Here is a 17,402-nt window from a genome sequence, read left to right on the forward strand (position 1 = left end):
ATCCCTGTACGCTGCAACCCGCATGGTTACTGGTCTGGAGGGCTTTTCATGACAATGGTAATGACTTATTTGACATTGGTAATGATTAAAATGACATTGGTAGTGACTATTTCGACGTTAGTAGTGAGTATTTGTGACAATGGTAGAGAGTTTTTTAGTGAGGTTTGAAGGTATAACATTCAAAGAGTTTTGCTATTATTTTTATTATATTTCATATAGATACCATCATCATCTGTATGATGAGCAAAAATTATTAAAATATTATCCACTGTTTTCCATACGCAATTTTCCTTTCATGCTCGTACAGATTTTCAACAATTCCTCTATTCGAAGTTGATTCACCTCGAACAGAGAATTTATCCCCATTTTCCACAAGGTAGTTCCAATAATTAGTACCTTACAAGTTCCAATAGATCACAAGAGATCCCCGCAGCTCGGAAGCCAGACGGCACAAGGCCTGGAAGGCGATCACTGACAACGGTAGTGACTATTTTGACATTGGTAGTGAGTTTTTTAACGGTGGTAGTGAGTTTTTTGACAACGGGAGTGATTGCAACGACAATGGTAGTGAGTTTTTTAAGGATCTTTTTCACAAGACCAGATCCTTTGTTGATAAACTACGTATGTGCTTGTATTCATGTAGATTACCGAGTTGTTTTTTCGGATCTGGCGTTTTATTAGCCGGGAGTTATGCACAATCTGAGATCATCGCGAGGATCCCTTAAGTGACACCGAGGGCTTTGAGCGATAGTATTCAATAATCTGTTGATTCATACAGTTGATAAACCACTATGACTAACGAGAAAGATTCTGAGCAGCAAGGCCAGTTTACCAGGGCTTTCTCTGTAACAGAGAGAGAGACAGGTAAAGAAATAATTTTGCGTCCTAATAGCAGTCGGACGGTTCAGTCTATCGCGCTCATGCGCCTTGGGTTGTTTGTGCCATCACCAAAAAGCGTTGGCCGTCAGAGTCGCGAATACAAAACAGTAGGCTTTGATGCCACGAAAGAACTACAAACACTGTCTTTGATGGAGAGCGAGGGTTTCACCAATATCTCGATTGTGGGTGAGCGTCTCGATATGTCTGTAGACTTCAAAACATGGATGGGGATCATCAGAACGCTTGCTAACCATCCGATTGACAACGATAAAATCAGCCTCAAATTTACTGATTTTCTGAAGCTATGTACCCCTGAAAATTATCGTTCCTCAACAGCATCCCGTAAGCGTATCGATGCGTCGTTACGCAGGCTGGCATCCGTAACGCTGTCCTTCACCAGCTCTCACTCGTCAAAGGTGTATACGACGCACCTGGTGCAGTCTGCGTTGCTTGACCCGGACTCTGATCAGGTAGTCCTACAGATAGACCCTAAGATTTTCGAGCTGTATCAGTACGACCACAAGGTTTTGATGCAGCTGAAGGCCATCAAGGAACTGGCGAAAAAAGAGAGCGCACAGGCGCTTTACACGTTCATTGAGTCACTTCCTCCGAATCCAATCCCGATCTCTTTAACGAGACTTAAGAACCGTTTGAACCTTAAGACCCGTGCCAACAGCCAGAATGCCACAGTGCGTAAGGCATTGGAGGAGCTGGCATCCATTGGTTACCTTCAGTACACCGAAGTTAAAAAAGATGGGAAGGTTTATTTCCAGATCCACAAACGCGATCCTGATTTGAATCTGAACAACATCCAACCACCACCTGATGGTAATGACGATGGTGATGAGGAGAACAATGGCACGTCGGGTAAAAATAATGGTGAGCCATTGGAAGGTGAATTGTGTCCACCAGCTGAGGCAATTGATGGCGATGAAACGTTAACCATTCATGACTTAACCGCTGAAGAACTTCACTATATTCGCAGCCTAAGAAGCCAGAAAAAGAACAATCCCGCCAGCTAACGTTCCCTCCGGGCTGTCCGATGACAGCCTGGAATTCTCCCTCCCTGCACATTGGCTGAGAACTCTGTTCCGCTCAATGACAACGGTAATGAGTGACGCGGTCACTACTGTTGTCATTGCTGGGTCACTACTCATGACAACGGTAGTGAGATCAGGCAACTCACTGCTATTGTCATCATGGGCATCTCTCCAGACCTGCTTCCCAGGGATGGGCTCAGACCACTCACTACCATTGTCGGTATCCTCAGAGTGGATGCATCGCTGATTCCAATGACACCATGACAACGGTAATGAGTGCTTTAACTCACTACCATTGTCATTTACTCCCGGTGCATATTAATGACAACGGTAGTGACCAGGAATACTCACTACCGTTGTCATTAATGCTTCAGGCCGGGTTCTTACGGCTCCATCAGCACAATGACAACAGGAATGAGTTCTGGAAGTCACTACCGTTGTCATATGAAATCCAGGTTGAGCAGGTCTGTCTGGTGGCTATGGTGAGGATTCACTCGCTCGGGCTTTCTGCTCGAACTTATCGGGTTGGGCTGAATGACCGTGGTAGTGACCGCGTCACTCCCTGCCGTTGTCGCTGTATAAGTACATGGCCTGCCGTTGTCGCTGTATAAGTACATGGCCTGCCGGTGACAATAGAAATGAGTCCTGCTGCTGTCGTAGTGAACCTGATTGGTCAATGACAATGGATGTGATTTTTTCAAGTCTCAACCATTGTCATCGTTTCCGGGGAGGCGTGGGAGGTGTTGCAGCGATGACTATTCGAGTGAGTGTGTTCACAACCATTGTCGAAGTAAAACATACCGGTTTCCGCCGTTCCGACCGCAGCGACAACGATAGTGATCGAGATCACTCATTACCGTTGTCACCAGGCGGATAGCGGAGTACCCGAATCACTACTGCTGTCATCCATCATTCTCCTACCCATGCAATCCTTGACGATAGTAGTGAGCAACGTCGTTTACTGGCGGTGTATAGGGATTGCATGATGCGTGATGACAATGGTAATGACTCACTACCATTGTCATTGGTTCTGAACTTGATTGCCGGTAACCAGACAAGGGTTAACCATTAAGTCACTACTGTTGTCATTCCAGAAAGGTACTTTCTCTTAAATGTCATTACCGTTGTCGACCATGTCTCCTCATACCGGTTCGTTAATTATGTGAGGATGATCACTACCATTGTCATTGGTTACACCCCCGGCAGAGTCATTAATCGAGTGACAATGGATGTGAGCTCAATGGACATGACGCATATTAGTGCCGATGACAGTAGTTGTGAGCAGTACTGACTGGTGACAATGACAATGAGACATGCAGAGCAGCCATCACGAGAATATGGTTTGCTACGACAACGGTAATGATTAGGCCTCACTGCCGTTGTCAGACGCGATGCTTACTTCAGCCAGGTATGTGCATCCCAACGGGATTTAAGCCAGGCCGGGTTTACAGGCTTTCTTGTCGATAAAATTGGCCGGGCTTCATACGCGATGAGATCGTCATCCTTAGCCAGGATACTGGGGTGGAAATGGATTGTCAGGGTGCTGGGATTAATCACACACAGGCCGTTGTCGTATAACCGATGTATGTCTGCCCGAAGCCACAAGCCATTACTCCAGTGGTCAGAGCCCGCTTTATGATGCTCAATCAGATGTGCTGCTTCTCCCCTGCATTTTGTCTTTACACCGGTGACGACACACCGCTCCATGCAGTTGAAGTATACCCTGTCGCTGAATTTCTTCTGATCAGGACGGGACATCGTACCGTACCGGCGATATCCAGAGCGTTTTGGTGAGACGTTCTCATCCAGGTCATCGTCAAATGGATCCTGACTCTCAGGCCAGAAGGTCTTCAGACGAACTTCCCAGCGAATGCCGTCACGTGCAAATTGCTGCCCTACGCGTGGGTCATCATCGGGCCAGATAGCTATTCCCTTAGCTTTAACAGCCAGCCGGAACTGGCGGGCATCAGCAGGGGTTCCCGTGCGGGTTAGTGACATAAATTCATGGACACTTCGGTACTCCACTAGCTCTCCTGATGAGCCAGCTGGCCTGGCGAGAACCTTGTCCTTAATATCGCGGGCGAGTTTATCGGTTTGATTTTTATCTGAAGTCATATGAGTTAAGCCACGCCGGAAGAGGGATACATGAATGATGGGCTGTTTTCCGAGGATAAGCCATAGATACTCACTACCATTGTCATTCTGGATGATGACAACAGTAGTGAGTCAGGTTGATACGGATGGTGACAATGCCGGAGTGCAGGTTACTTATCGAATAGTCTGAACTGACTTGTAATGCGCTTGTGCAGGATGGCCATATGTCGTATTTGAGCGAGGTACTTCGATGTGACCCGGCATCCAGCCGGTCGTTTTTGCGACCCAGAAACAGCGTTCCTCACCGTCATCGGTAGTGACTCTAACACGGCAACCTTCAAGCCCAATTAGTTGGGGGGAAAGATTACCGGGGCAGCATTTCCGGGAAGCGTTAGCATATACCTGGCCGCGCCGCATAAGTTCTGCGCATTGTTCAAAATGCTCTTCTGTACCCAGTTCAGCTACGGGTGCTTCAATGCCCATCCAGTCGGCTACGGCGGTTGCCTTTGTATGCAGGACGTCAAATCCGTAGCTTGATAGAATAGAACCACATTTAAGAATATAGAGCTGCTGCTCTTTGTTAATGTTTTCGAGTTTCATAGCCGCTCCTGTAAGATTATAGTTGCCTGTTATTTTAAACATGGCTTTTCAGTAAATAAATAACTGCATCTGTATATCGCGTTGGACGAGATAATAAATATCGAGTTTCTATTAACCTTGAGTGCCGAAGAACCCACAATCCATCAGATGCTCACCTACGGTATTGTCAAATAACATATCGTCTACTGAAACTTCATAGTTGTTTTCGGATGAATAATATTCTTCGATATCATCGTCGCCTTCTAAATCGTCACCGTCAATAACCACAACCTCAGCTTCAACGAATAGATCATCAAGGTCAGAAATAACCTCAACATCTTCACTCTGTTCGTCTGTAATGACAATGATAACCATATCATCTTCAAACTCGGAAGCTGATACTTCATCATTTCTTACTGCAATTAAATTTGACATATTAGCCTCCAGATGAATGTGATTGCCTATATGTCTATATTACCACTATCATGCTTGTGACGAAGTGCTTTGGCTTCTTTTTAACCGTTTAAAATAAAAAAAAGCCACCTCGGTTATTTCCTTAGTGGCTATCTAGCATTATCCTTCGGCTAGTTCCAGCGCTTCCTTCTGAGAAGTGGCTTCTCCGAACCAGACCAGGTCATAATGTGTGAAGTCCGAAGATAACATGCTCCTGACCCGTTGTTCTTCCGTTGCCACTGCGCGACTATAGACTGCTACACAGCGCTCTCTCTGCCCACCCCGCAATGATGTTGGGCTGTTGAATACCGCAAAACACATCGTTTCCGGCTTAACGTTAACCTCGCCCATTTTTTCAATGACGTAATCATAGGCAATTTTTTCAATGTCATAAAATGAACCGTCAGATGACACCATTGAATGTTTCAGAACTGTACCACCCAGAGCTCGCTTAATCTGGTGCTCCCTTTGCTGCTCGTTGTTCCAGCGGAAGGTTTGACGGCTGCTGGGTTGTTCTATTTTTTGTTCCGCTTTTGCACGAGGGCTATAACCTTCAGCAATCAGTGAATCCATAAATTCACGCATTGATAAAATCTTACCATTACGACGAATCTGTTTGGCTAGGAAGTTTTCAATACGTTTTTCGTTGGCTTTTTGAAGTGTCATTTTTTCTGACCTATGGTTCGTTGTCGTTATATTTAGTAAACCATAGGTCAATCATCTAACGAAGCGTACTTCTTTATTTAACTCGATTTTCAATTATTTCGGTCATTAAAAATCGTAAGTGATGATTATCTCCATCTGGATTTAGCTTGTTTTTGTGATAATCCATAGCAGCAACTCGTTGAGAATTTTTGAAATGGAAATTATCCATCGCATTTACCGTTTTCTCGTAGTAACCTTCAGCGGCATGATCAATTAAACTTCGATAATAGGCAGTGATAACATCCCATTGACGATTTTCCGATGCTTTACTAAGCGCTTCGTCGTCACTTATTGCCGCTATGATATAACCATATATATAGCCCAGAGATATGTCGTGATTGATGGCTTTTTTGAACAATTCGGGTGAGTAAGCCATAAGTATAATGCTAAGTGATCTATGTATAAATACCCTGCTGTCATGGACTATTTTTTTGTCATGCTCGATAGCCGATGGGGAGTTATCGTCCTCAAGTGTAACAGGCTTAGATATAGAAACTGGCGGCTCCGCCCTCTCATGTTTTGCTGCACCAGCGAAAAACCTGCTTAAACGTTCAAACATAATGTGTCCCCCGCATTTTTGACACAGTATAGCCCGGCGCACTGGCCCGTGTGCGGGAACGGACGATGCCCGTCGATATCCCATTGTGACTTCACTCGCCATACCGTACTATCAGGTGAATTATAGTTCACGTGGACAATGCTATGTACAAACCCACCAGCGATGAATTTAAAGCAGAAATAAAACGCAAAGGCTGGACACGGCTGGCTCTGGCGCAGCGCTGGGGCAAGTCCGAAAGGTGGATAAGTAATATTTCAGGTAATGAGGAACGCGAGCAGCATTGGAACGATGCACTTGCAGGACTACCAGTATTAAAAAAGCTCAAAAATAAGTGAAGTATACTTCCCTTTTTAATTGATTATATGTGAACTATAGTTCATGCTTTCTCGTGTATTCGACTTCACTTCCCATCGAGGAGCAGCAGGCATGAACGTAGATCAGCGGCAACGTATTGAGCAGGAAATTGTCCGGGCAGCAGCAACCGGGTTGATTGAAGCAGGATATAGCATCTCGGTTTTCGACTCAGAAGAGATTGTGCTGAAGCGCTCTACGGACGTAGAACGTATTGTTGAAGCAATGTTCTCTACTGATGAAGACTACCTCTATGCTTACCGTCCTGAAGAAACTGAACGTGCAGGCTACGTTCATTTTGTTTACGGCAATGAGGGATGGGATGTTATCAGCGACAACAGCCTGTCGCTTGAACCGGCGCTTGAAGCCGCTACTGCTCTGTCTGAGTCTTATGCCTGATCCTCAACGGCCCACTTACTATTCGCAAGTGGGCCGTTTCTTATTCATACCCCATATGAATAGCAATATTATCACCACCTCGTGCCTATCCCGTTCTTCGCCCCGGCACTACGCTGTTCCGTTTTGTATGTGATGCCACAGCTGTAACGCGAAGAAGTAAAAAGCCCGCTTGCAACGGCTAAAGCGGGCTTTTGTCTTGTTCATACTGCATATGATTAACGATTAATCCACCGTTCAATAATCCCATCGGGTACATCGAAATCATTGTCGCGGAAGAAATCCTTTTCGTATTTTCTGGCCTGCGGCATCGTATTTAGCACGAAGAGAATGGCATCTTCTTTGGAACTGAACGAAGTCCGCGTAATGACGTGATCCGGCGCGTGAATATGGGAGAGTACCAGGCTTTCATCGGTTCCTGGCTTACACAAATCACACCAGTGCTTATGCCAGAATTTCTCACCATTCTTCTTCAGCTTCGCGCCTGGTTCACCGTTTGGAGCTGGGTAAATAACCACCTCCAGAATATCTACCGGCTCATCAGCATCACGCGCCGCATCGCCGAGCAGTTGATCGATAAGCAACTCCCCGGCTGAACCGACCAGGTTGCTGGCTATCGTGAAGCGACGGTGTAAGCCGCGATCTGCCTCTTGCTGAATCAGCGCTATCTGCGATTTAAACGACACCATATGTGTAAGCACAGCATGGTTAACGCCGAAATCAGGCCCATATGTTTCTATGTTTCGGTCTGCGCTAAAAGGGGCCATGTCCGGGCGCTGTTTTGTGCAAAAAAGACCCAGACTTGTTTTCTTATTGGCAAGATTATCGAGCTTACCCTCTTTTACCTCGTAATTTGAAATCAGACGGTGGGCTACCCGGGCCTTGAGTGCCTCATCATTCAGATTCTGATAGATATACTCTACCGCAGAACCGCGCGTACCAAGATACAAGTATGACCATTCCTCACGGTCAACAATAAGACCAATCGGGATCATCATTATTGGCTTTTGAACTATTCCGCCAGTCGGTCGGTAAAAGTTCATTTCTTCAAAAGCATTTATCCACAATTCTGCCAGTTCGCTCAGACCTTCCTGGTTGATGGGATTCAGACGCTTGAGAGTCTCACGGCCCTGTTCAATGTCTGCCAGAGCTTTAAGTTTCCGGTCGTAGCTTTCAAAAACAGACTTTAACCCTTTCCACTCATCCACCAGCGGCCATTCTTTGAGGGTGCATTCAGATACGCTCAGTTCGTTAACCAGAGCCCATGAGCGAGATACCTCTTTCACACCGGTACGCGTCAGACTCAAAACCACACGTACAGCCCATTTGTGTTTCTCAGCTGCATCGTTTCGATCTTCAGCTCGTGGGGCTACATACAGGCCCAGTTTGCCGTTTGGCATTACCACAAGCCGTAGAGGAGAGTTTCCAAGTTGCTCACAGTAGCTTTCAATTTGCGGAATGCTTGCAAGACCTCGCCATGCAATTAAATCCATCATGGCAAGGAGCGCTTTCCATTGCTTCTCATCTTCCAGACCGTTTTGGAGGGATGCACCACGGTTTGCGCAGCGCCACGTCTGAATCGTTTTATCTACAACCGCAACCCGGTCATTTTTGTCACCGATGTTCCCGGCGTTTAAAGCCGCCAGCATTTTGCTTCGGTATTGTTCTTCATGCGCTTCTTCCAGTTTCAGCAGTGCCGCGAGTTCTTTGAAGAGACGGATGTAATAAAGATGGTTAACCCGGATACGCCGGTTGTGAATGTAATATTCCAGATCGGCGGATTTCACCGTGTCCAGGCAAAGATAGCCAATTTGATCAGAGGTTCTGAATTTTGAGAGGCATACCTTGGCATTGAATTCTCGTTTGTCTGACTTCGCATTACGGCTGTAGGTGTGCTGAACGACTGGCACATCAACGTAGATCTCTTCATTCTTCTGGTATGCCACGCTGGTACTACGGCTTTTAACGAAATCAACCGTGAATGAATGTCCCCGGTAGCCATTACCTGAGTCATCCTTAGCCGCCCCGGGTGCTGTAACCGGATTAACGACCTGTCTCCACTCACAAAAGACGCGTGAACCAGAACGCAGGTGCTGGTTAGCCTGCTTGATGTAGGACTCCAGCGATGGCCTTTTCTCGGACTCCGGGTCACTCAACAGACCGGTTCCATCTGCGTCATGAATAAATCGGCAATATTTCTCCTGGAAGTCCATCGAGATGAAATTAATGTTACTTCTGCGGTCGTAGAATTCGCCAAACAGGTGTTCACGCTGGTCGAGCCCGCAGCAAAGGATCAGGAAACGTTTATAGTGCAGCGCCATCTTCTCATGCGCCCGCAGCCGGTCAGTGTAAGCTACATCGCGGAAGGTGATGCGAGAACCGTCATAACCGCGAAAAAGCGCGTCCTGCTCGTTACGTTCAGGGAACAGCGTATGAGCGCCCAGATGAGATTCAACCGGGCTGTATACCTGGTAAATATTTTCGCCGTCGCGTACCAGCAGGAAGACACATCTGTTTTGAAAGTCTTTGGCCGCAGCCTCCCACGGATCCTGATAATTGACGTGCCGTCTGGTGACAGCCATAACCAGTACGCAACGTTGGGTTGGAAAAATCTGCTCGATTAGGCCCGGGTGTTTTTGCAGTGCCTGGTCGAATAAATCTGCTTTGGTGAAATCGAACCAGTCACCCAGATCCAGATAGACGGCGAGCTCTTCATCCATCAGTAGCTTTTTCTGGACAAATGTCAGTGGTATGTCGCTCGGAGCTGAATTGCCTTTGATTATCGTGTTGACGACAACATCTTTGCCGATGAAAAGATCCAGAGACGCAATCCCTTTCATCAGCGATTCAACGTTCTCTCTGCTCTCTTCGAATGCGGCTAGCTGCGCCGCAGCCATTTCCTGGTAATAGGGTACGACGGCCTGAACGGCATTGGTAATTTCGTTATTTTTACCTTGTAGCCATTCAGATTGTATGACGGCCAGTTTATGTCCATGCCGAGCTGCTTCCATCATTCCCTTAATGCTTTCCTCACTGACACCGGATGTCAGCGCATTTTCTAACGGGCCGGTGGCGAGGTTTGTGTACTGGTCAATCGTCGCGGGTAGCGTATTGGGTTTGTTCTCACTGTTTTCTGCCTGCTCTTTTTCAAGGCGTTCCGCAATGATCTCTTTCATTCGTTCAGGGTTTGTCATCGCCTCGGAAAGTTCAACGGTCAGCTTCTGAGCCAACTGCTGGCAGGCCTGAACTTCACTTTCCCGGACTTCTTTCGAGTCAGCAGCAAAGGCGAATTTGTTGACGAAGTCATCAAACAAAAATCGGTGCTGGGTAAAGCTACGGGTAGTGACACAAATGCGGCCAGAATCATCGGTATATTCAAACCGAATGTGTTGGCCATGTTTTGATGGGTGGGTGCGCAGAATGACCGTATGCAGCTTGTTGTCGACCCAACGCAGCGATTCAATCAGCAGCACTTCGGAAACGGCAATGTTTTCTTCAGCAATGGCTTCAATTGCCCGCCAGTACTGACCGCCTTGAAGAGAATGGAAACGTTCAATTCGCTCTACCGGTTGTTCAATGCGCACGATACCCGTCATTCTGTTCTCCTTCCCCCGGCTTTAGCCATGTTGCCGCTATTGTACTAGGACATGGTGTTTCTAATGGCTTTAATGGGGGACATATTGTTTGTGATACTTTGATTTTATCGTTGGGGGGGCTGGTGACGAATAGCTCTGGGGGATGAAAGGCAACGAAGAGTTGCCTTTCACGAAAAGGAAGATGCAGTACGAATTGCGAGTGATCAGGAAAGAGGGTTTACCCAGCCTTTGCCGGTCACGTACTGAATTGTACCAGCCTTTCTTAGCGCCTGTAGCCGCCGGTCAAGAATGCGGAATGGTATCGGCTTATTCTTCTCCTCATCTGCGAGCCGGGAACACTCACCAGCTACGTCTGGAAGCATTATCAGTGAAAATGGAACCGGCTCCTTGCCGAGTATTTTCATGATCGCACTGTCCAGAACGGCGTATTTGTTTTTGGCAACTTGCATATTCACTGTCCCCTCTCTCTATAGCGTGGTAATCGGTTCGTCTGATACCTACGGAACACATTCCGGTGAGACGGCCTTACTCTTATCCTGCCAACGCAGAGCAGCCTTAATACACTGCTTACACGTTATTTCACATACGTAAGGCCCGTGCTCACCATCACTATGGGTGGCTGGGTTAACCCAAAGCTTGCCGTTACTTCCACCAGCGGCGGTGCAAAGAAAATCACCTTCATTTCTGACCAGGCGCCCATCACGTATGTCCTCTAGTAAAAGCACGTGAATCACGGTTCGGCGGTTTATACCGTTGCCGCTACTGTTCACCGTCAGCCCGGAGATCACTGATTTGAACCCACTTGTCCAGCGTACCGGAAGATACAGGCGAGCATTTCGCTCTTGCGCCTGGCGCATCAGTTTCATATCGAGTGCGGCCTTTTGCTTTTGTTCTTCCACTTGCCGGGCCAGACGTTGTCTGGCCTGTTCCTCTCGCCGGGCCCGGCTGTCTTTCTCAGTTTCAGCTTTAATATCGAACCGGTCAGGTGTAAGAAACAAGGTTGTACCTACCGGAGGGAGTCTACCCTCCACCAGCAGCAGGTTATCCTTTGTCGCTTCTACATAAACCGTCCCAACCTCGGTAACCACACCCGTTTTATCTTTTTCCCCCCGGAACCAGTAGGGCGATGGGTATGGAGGGTATTTGAGAGCGATCATAATATTCTCCTTTCTGAATACCCGTTAGAATTTGAGGCGTTGACTACAGATTATGCCTGGGCAACATCATAAATGCGTAGCCATCGAGTTTGTTGACTTTCATGCCAGACGTTTCACCCGATAAAACAGAATTTGCAGCAGCGCTGATAAATGCGGCCAGAACCTCTGAAGAGACTGATAATTCTGCTTGAACCAACAATACAAATTCATGGGAATTAAATCTGATTGTCGTTGAGGCATTTATCACCTGCTCTGCCGTGTCATTGACGGAGTCGGCAGGAAAGAACCCGGGGCGGGTATGACAATGGCTATAGCTCAGAGTATAAGGATCCCCTATTTCCTTAATAAAACTCCAAACAACTGAATTATTCGTAAGTGCCAGATTCGAATCTTTCAGACGTGATGACAAAAAGTGTAGTTTGGAGGCGATTTCTGCTTCGCTATTTCCGCTCGTAATCGGTATGTTAATCCGAATCTGAACTAACGAGCTCTCGCAAAGTAATCCTGTTGGCTGACTTATTTTTAAATTACCACTTGCATTGCTATCGGGTAAATTCGTCTCACCTTCACTTAATCGGTTAATAGCAGGGACTGAATATTGCAGTTCCCGATGCTTCATTATGATATCCATTTCCTGCTGGGTTAATCCATTCTGAACTGCGGCTCGGCCTTGCCATATGTGAAAGAGCACCTCAAGAAAGACCCTTTCTTCCTCCTCTGATACTGAACCACTTGAATCAGGAGAGTAATCATCTTTCATAAAGCTATCGAACAGCACTCTTTCGCTGATCCCCGCTGTTGCAGGTAGTTCGCTACGGGTCAGCCAACCGTGATACCACAAAAACATGCAGTAGGCCGCTACATCGCGTGGGTCACCTTTTGAAAGGTGTCGGTGGAGCTCTTTGAGGCATTCATCCTTCCAGTCTGATTTTGCCCAATCAGCCCCACGTCCATACTTCTCCTGAGCCCGGTACAGCTTACCCGCCATCTCAGAGGCGAAGTTAACCACAAGCTGAGCGGTTGCATCGTGTAAACCAGATGGGATTTTGACGAGATGATTCGAGAGGCCACTCCCATTGATAACTGCCCGCAGACCACACTTTATCTCTTCGACATCATCGGAACCAATTGCACCGTCACCAGATGCCGCGTGGAACGCGTAGGCCATTGCGTCCGTTATTTCTACCGATGAATCGGCCTTTTTGCCTGACGTACACGTTTCCTGAACCAGTTCGCCCTTCTGTTTGTTGTCCAGCAGGCTAATCATGGTGCTTTTAAGTAACGTTGCTTTTTTGACGGCTTCCATATTGCCGTTCTGCAAAGCGGTCGTAATCTCAGAATCCATCTCGTTAATGCCTAACTTAAGCTCTTCAGCACTGGCATAGAATATATTTACGATTTTTGTCTGGCGCATTAATTTTTCTCTTCAATAATTTTATGACCAAGAGACTCTAGTATTGCAACAACCTGAGCTCTGGAATAAGCAGGATAATTATGATCTGCAAGGCAACACGCAGGTTGGGGAAGGATGATATTTTGAGGGCTTTTATTTCTCAGTGCCTTCAGTTCTAATAATATGCTGAGTAATCGGGATGCTTTCCTTTCCATCGCATCAGCTCGGCTTGGGCTGATAAGTGCCCTCTGCGCATACCGCAGTTCCGTTGTTGTCTCGGCAATCATCGAGTCGAGTTTTGCAGGTGTCAGTTGCTCCATTTTCCCACCGGTTATTAATGCAAAAATTGAATTCAGATCGTCTCTTTTGAATAGACAACGTTTTTAGCGAGTTCGAATACAAAATCGCTTACGAAGGTAAAATCGCGCCATACCAGTACACCATCTGCTTTATGCCGCAGCTCAACCTGAGTGGATGTGTTGCTATACTTAGTGACCTTGATGTCCCAGGCAATGAAACCACCAGCATTCTGAAGTTCAGTGACAGCGGCTAGGTTTTCCTGTTGCTTCAGGTTGTAGGCCACGTCTGAGTCATCGTTCTTCACCAGCTGGATTTTTTTGAATGCCATACGGAACCGGTCGGCCAGAACTTTGCCACGCATTTTTTCAACATCATTAAATACCTGTTCGACGTATGCACTCATGGTTTGCCTCGTGACTTTAATGATAGCAATTACAAAACCCGTATAACCTGATTAGGCTCTGTATTGTTTTAACAATTAATCCGTGAGTAACATTATTAACTGCATTAAACCTGCGACGAAATTTAAAAGAAGACAAAATGTGCTTAAATTTAAGGAATAATGAATTAGTTTGGTTTACATGTTTAGAATATCACTGATATTGAGCGCCAATAAATGTGTTTTCTTACAGCGAAAAAAATGCCAGAAAGTTACTTTTTCCTCACTGGAAGGCTTTTTAAAAGCGTTTCCATCGGGATGGTTTCGACAGGATGCTTCATTTTCTCTGGCTCTAATCCAAGAGATGCCAACTGCCGATACAGTGCTTCCCTTTCTTGCAGGAGGCTTATCGCCAGGTGTGATATTGCTGCTGCGTTTTCCAGTCCAATCGCAAAGTTGTTATCGGATGGAAAACTATCCCATGTTTCCACTATACCCTTTGCCAGGCATACGGTTTTCTTAAGCTGCTGAGGAACGTTTAATGGGTTAACGCCGTGCGGCATACCGGACAACTGCTTAATCAGTGCTCTTACTTTCATACCATCAGTTCTGTCTGCCATAGTTAGACCTCTATTCGTTGTACGCGGTCACTTCGGCTGAGTAGCAGTGCTGCTGATAACAGACCTCTGCCTGACCAGACAAAGCGGTACGCAGCATTACGGTAGTTCCGGGTGCGGGCACAGATTTTGACCCAGACGGAAAATCACTGAGCTCCACACTGATTCCGGCATGACCCGAAAATAGCACTGGGTTTTCACGCATTTTCATAGCGTTATTCTGGTTATCATTTGCAATGCGATACATCACCTGTTCGATAGTAACCTGAACAGGTTCGTTGAGCCGTAAAGGCCTGTCCCCGTTACTGCCATTAGCCTGGCTGCATAGCAACAACATGGATGCTACTGCCGTAATAGCCTCAGAACCGAGTGAAAGCATGATTTTCATTATTTTTCCTTTATTACAGGCAGTTAAGCTGCCTCACAAAATTCACTCTGACCAATGCTTGTTAAACCTGACAATTGCCACTGCCTGATTAACCGCATCATTATTTTGATATGGATCCTTAACGCGTCCGCGTTCTGAGTTGCCAGTTCCTGTATGTGTGTCAGGCCAAGGCTCAACTCTTTATGGCTATTGAGTTCATAAAGAGCACGTCGATAAATATTGAACATCTCACGAGCCACCAGCGATTTAAGGACTTCCGGTACTGAAGCACAGTGTGCGAAAGCACGGGCCCGCTCCTTTCTCCAGTAGCGGCGCAGAGCATTTGATGTATCAGGTTTGTTGCCCATATCGCTCATCACAAGACACCAGGCATTGGTCTGGTTGATCAGGACAGTTTCCAGGCTGTTTTTGCACAGAGATTTCTCGTCCATAAGCTCGTTATGGTTTTCCTGACGTAAGACGCGGTGCAGCCAGAACCCAAATTCTGTCATGCGGGTCATGTGGTACTGGATTGTGAAAGCGAGGTTAGCCCACCATTTAAAACGAATAATCCGGGCCTCCAGCGTTCTTTTCAGAACATGCTGGTATTTCTCGGTCGAGAGAATGCGAAGGTCTTTTCGGGCTGCGATCCCTTCCATCGTCTGGAATCCGGTCAGGCCGAGTCGATGGTAGGTTTGACCACGCTGCATCATTTTGTGATACAAGGCTGACTTACCTTTGCATAGAGATACCGTGCCGAAACGCAGGTAGAACTGCGCCGCGCTCCCAGCGGTGTACTCCCCGCTCTCTATTGCAGATTTAAGGCGTGGATATTCCACCCATAACACAAAGCTTGCAGACTCTTCGTCCACGGTAACTTCATTTTCTTCGCTGAAACTGACAACACGGCGGAGGCCGTCTTTTGTCTTGATAACACGTGCGGCGCGTTCGTCATCTCCGCCGTCGAAATAGGTCATTTCCGCAACAGGATCAGCCAGCCCATCAAACAGTGAGTCATCGCCAAATTTCCCCACCTTCAGCCAGACAGGTTTAGGGATTGGGGATTGAGGGACTACAGGCATCGCCGGTTCATCAGCCAACAGATCCAGCTCGCCGTGGGCCCAGACGCGGTGGTAGATCTCCAGCGCCCTAAAAGGCTTGTCATTGAAATGATGGAAAGCCCACATGAAATCGACATGCACAACGGCTTCTTCGCTGACAATGCGGAACTGGGGCCGGGACATGCGACGGTTATGCGCATTATCTTCCAACAAGCCGTAAGCGAGCTTCTCGGCAACATCATCAGCGCGTTGCTGCTCAACGTAGTCGGCGCTACAGCAGATGTGCAACAGACGTTCCAGAAATTTCGGCGAGTATACATCTGGCTGGATCTTAATATACCCACCTTCGTATACCGTGCGGCCCACTGGATGGCGGTCTTCCCAGGCATAACGGCGTTTGGCAATGAAACGCTGAAGCCGGTTCAGGATAGCCATATAGCCATATTTCTCGGGGTCGGCATTCAGCAGGTTTTCCATTGAGCGGTCGAGCCCTACAGCCTGGCAAAGGTAACAGCCAAATCGTGAACCACAGGCGCTTTTTGCTTTTTCAGAACCCGTCCAGACACATTCGCCCGTAGCCTCTTTGTAGAGCTCAGCAGTTTCGTTATTGTTAGGAAGATAACTTGGCAGCGAAAAACGAGCCTCTTCCCCGGACGATAGCAGGAATTCCCATACGTTCCCCTGATGCCAGTGACGGATCGGATAGAGCTCACCGCCCTCTTTTGTCTGTTTAACGGCTTCAGCGCTCCCGCCTTTTTTTTCGATGTTCATGGCACGGGTGGTACTCTCTGCATCACGGGAACCCAGTAGCAGACAAACGCGCTGACGAACGGCTTTAGGCAGTCCTCGCATGTACTCGGCGCGGGCCCGACGTGCAGGGTCGACCTTCAAATCGATCGAACACTGCCTGGCGGAACTGTTTGAAAATGTTGGCAATCCTCGCCCTGAAAGGATGCGGCCTGTCCAGCCAGATGTCAGTCCTGGCTTACCAATTACAATGCTCAGCGGTAACTGGTGCTTTTCAACGAAAGCCTCAAGTTCGGCGAGCTTTGTGTCTGCCAGCCAGCGGACGGCAGGATTCTCGATGCCCGTGTCGGTATGGATAACATAGTGATGCTGGCTGATGTTTGTGCCATTGCGGGTAGCCCTTACCAGCGCCATCAGGAAGAGGTGAAGAACGCACTCAGAGTCCTTTCCTGAAGAATACGCTAGGCTCATTGTCCAGCCGTCAGTAAGCGCTTTATAAATGGCGTTTGTGCCGGTGGTGATCAGGTTGGCCATGCTCGTACCAGAGCTGGCATCGACATAATTCAGGTCTTCATCGTTAGCCAGTGTTTGCCAGACCGTGTCCCATTTATCTCCGGTAAGAATTGGGGAAATGGTCGGTTCCGATGTGCCAAAGTCGATTACCTGTTGCATGGTTCACCTGTTTATTTATTCGATTTGTATATTTATTTAAACATGCGTGTACCAGCT

At 47.3% G+C, this 17,402-nt stretch carries 17 protein-coding genes; 3 read left to right on the forward strand and 14 right to left on the reverse strand.

From position 1 onward, the window contains the following. Positions 1 to 791 precede the first annotated feature (791 nt). Complete coding sequence (locus tag F384_RS27595; RefSeq protein ID WP_046499391.1) at positions 792 to 1,901, forward strand: RepB family plasmid replication initiator protein; 1,110 nt, start codon at positions 792 to 794, stop codon at positions 1,899 to 1,901. Between the two features lie 1,413 nt (positions 1,902 to 3,314). Here the strand turns inward: F384_RS27595 and F384_RS27600 are convergent. From F384_RS27600 to F384_RS27620, 5 genes are all read right to left on the reverse strand, one after another. After that, complete coding sequence (locus tag F384_RS27600) at positions 3,315 to 4,034, reverse strand: HNH endonuclease signature motif containing protein (RefSeq protein ID WP_046499392.1); 720 nt, start codon at positions 4,032 to 4,034, stop codon at positions 3,315 to 3,317. 153 nt (positions 4,035 to 4,187) lie between these two features. Then, the gene (locus tag F384_RS27605; RefSeq protein WP_052747022.1) at positions 4,188 to 4,613 is read right to left on the reverse strand and encodes a hypothetical protein; all 426 of its coding nucleotides are present in this window, start codon (positions 4,611 to 4,613) and stop codon (positions 4,188 to 4,190) included. Positions 4,614 to 4,724: 111 nt separating this feature from the next. After that, on the reverse strand, positions 4,725 to 5,027 hold the full coding sequence (locus F384_RS27610) for a hypothetical protein (RefSeq protein ID WP_046499396.1): 303 nt from the start codon (positions 5,025 to 5,027) through the stop codon (positions 4,725 to 4,727). Positions 5,028 to 5,165: 138 nt separating this feature from the next. Continuing rightward, a complete protein-coding gene (locus F384_RS27615) occupies positions 5,166 to 5,711 on the reverse strand; it encodes a hypothetical protein (protein ID WP_046499397.1) in 546 nt (181 codons plus the stop codon). A gap of 73 nt (positions 5,712 to 5,784) precedes the next feature. Further along, positions 5,785 to 6,309 (reverse strand): hypothetical protein, encoded by a 525-nt coding sequence (locus tag F384_RS27620; RefSeq protein WP_046499398.1) that lies wholly within the window; start codon positions 6,307 to 6,309, stop codon positions 5,785 to 5,787. Positions 6,310 to 6,452: 143 nt separating this feature from the next. Here F384_RS27620 and F384_RS27625 point away from each other — a divergent pair, with 143 nt between their 5' ends. Continuing rightward, entirely contained in the window at positions 6,453 to 6,644 is a 192-nt protein-coding gene (locus tag F384_RS27625) for a hypothetical protein (protein ID WP_046499400.1), read from the forward strand. Positions 6,645 to 6,735: 91 nt separating this feature from the next. Beyond that, on the forward strand, positions 6,736 to 7,059 hold the full coding sequence (locus tag F384_RS27630; RefSeq protein WP_046499401.1) for a hypothetical protein: 324 nt from the start codon (positions 6,736 to 6,738) through the stop codon (positions 7,057 to 7,059). 215 nt (positions 7,060 to 7,274) lie between these two features. On the opposite strand, the gene F384_RS27635 is transcribed toward F384_RS27630, so the two are convergent. The 9 genes from F384_RS27635 to F384_RS27675 all read right to left on the reverse strand — a co-directional run bounded on the left by F384_RS27635 (position 7,275) and on the right by F384_RS27675 (position 17,345). Then, positions 7,275 to 10,652, reverse strand: coding sequence for a hypothetical protein (locus tag F384_RS27635; RefSeq protein WP_046499402.1), 3,378 nt, complete (start codon positions 10,650 to 10,652; stop codon positions 7,275 to 7,277). A 203-nt stretch (positions 10,653 to 10,855) separates the two neighbouring features. Further along, positions 10,856 to 11,101 (reverse strand): hypothetical protein, encoded by a 246-nt coding sequence (locus F384_RS27640; RefSeq protein WP_046499405.1) that lies wholly within the window; start codon positions 11,099 to 11,101, stop codon positions 10,856 to 10,858. 48 nt (positions 11,102 to 11,149) lie between these two features. Continuing rightward, positions 11,150 to 11,809: a hypothetical protein gene (locus F384_RS27645; protein ID WP_046499406.1), complete on the reverse strand. Its 660-nt coding sequence runs from the start codon at positions 11,807 to 11,809 to the stop codon at positions 11,150 to 11,152. A 43-nt stretch (positions 11,810 to 11,852) separates the two neighbouring features. Then, positions 11,853 to 13,223: a hypothetical protein gene (locus tag F384_RS30595; protein ID WP_226991685.1), complete on the reverse strand. Its 1,371-nt coding sequence runs from the start codon at positions 13,221 to 13,223 to the stop codon at positions 11,853 to 11,855. After that, positions 13,223 to 13,522 (reverse strand): hypothetical protein, encoded by a 300-nt coding sequence (locus F384_RS27655; RefSeq protein WP_046499407.1) that lies wholly within the window; start codon positions 13,520 to 13,522, stop codon positions 13,223 to 13,225. The genes F384_RS30595 and F384_RS27655 overlap by 1 nt, the downstream gene beginning before the upstream one ends. 32 nt (positions 13,523 to 13,554) lie before the next feature. Next, the gene (locus F384_RS27660; RefSeq protein ID WP_046499408.1) at positions 13,555 to 13,905 is read right to left on the reverse strand and encodes a hypothetical protein; all 351 of its coding nucleotides are present in this window, start codon (positions 13,903 to 13,905) and stop codon (positions 13,555 to 13,557) included. Between the two features lie 248 nt (positions 13,906 to 14,153). Beyond that, a complete protein-coding gene (locus F384_RS27665; protein ID WP_046499411.1) occupies positions 14,154 to 14,501 on the reverse strand; it encodes a hypothetical protein in 348 nt (115 codons plus the stop codon). Positions 14,502 to 14,511: 10 nt separating this feature from the next. After that, positions 14,512 to 14,886: a hypothetical protein gene (locus F384_RS27670; RefSeq protein ID WP_046499413.1), complete on the reverse strand. Its 375-nt coding sequence runs from the start codon at positions 14,884 to 14,886 to the stop codon at positions 14,512 to 14,514. Positions 14,887 to 14,909: 23 nt separating this feature from the next. Further along, positions 14,910 to 17,345, reverse strand: coding sequence for a phosphoadenosine phosphosulfate reductase family protein (locus F384_RS27675; RefSeq protein WP_046499416.1), 2,436 nt, complete (start codon positions 17,343 to 17,345; stop codon positions 14,910 to 14,912). Between the last annotated feature and the right edge of the window lie 57 nt (positions 17,346 to 17,402).

It is taken from the genome of Citrobacter amalonaticus Y19, assembly GCF_000981805.1.
Classification (GTDB): domain Bacteria; phylum Pseudomonadota; class Gammaproteobacteria; order Enterobacterales; family Enterobacteriaceae; genus Citrobacter_A; species Citrobacter_A amalonaticus_C.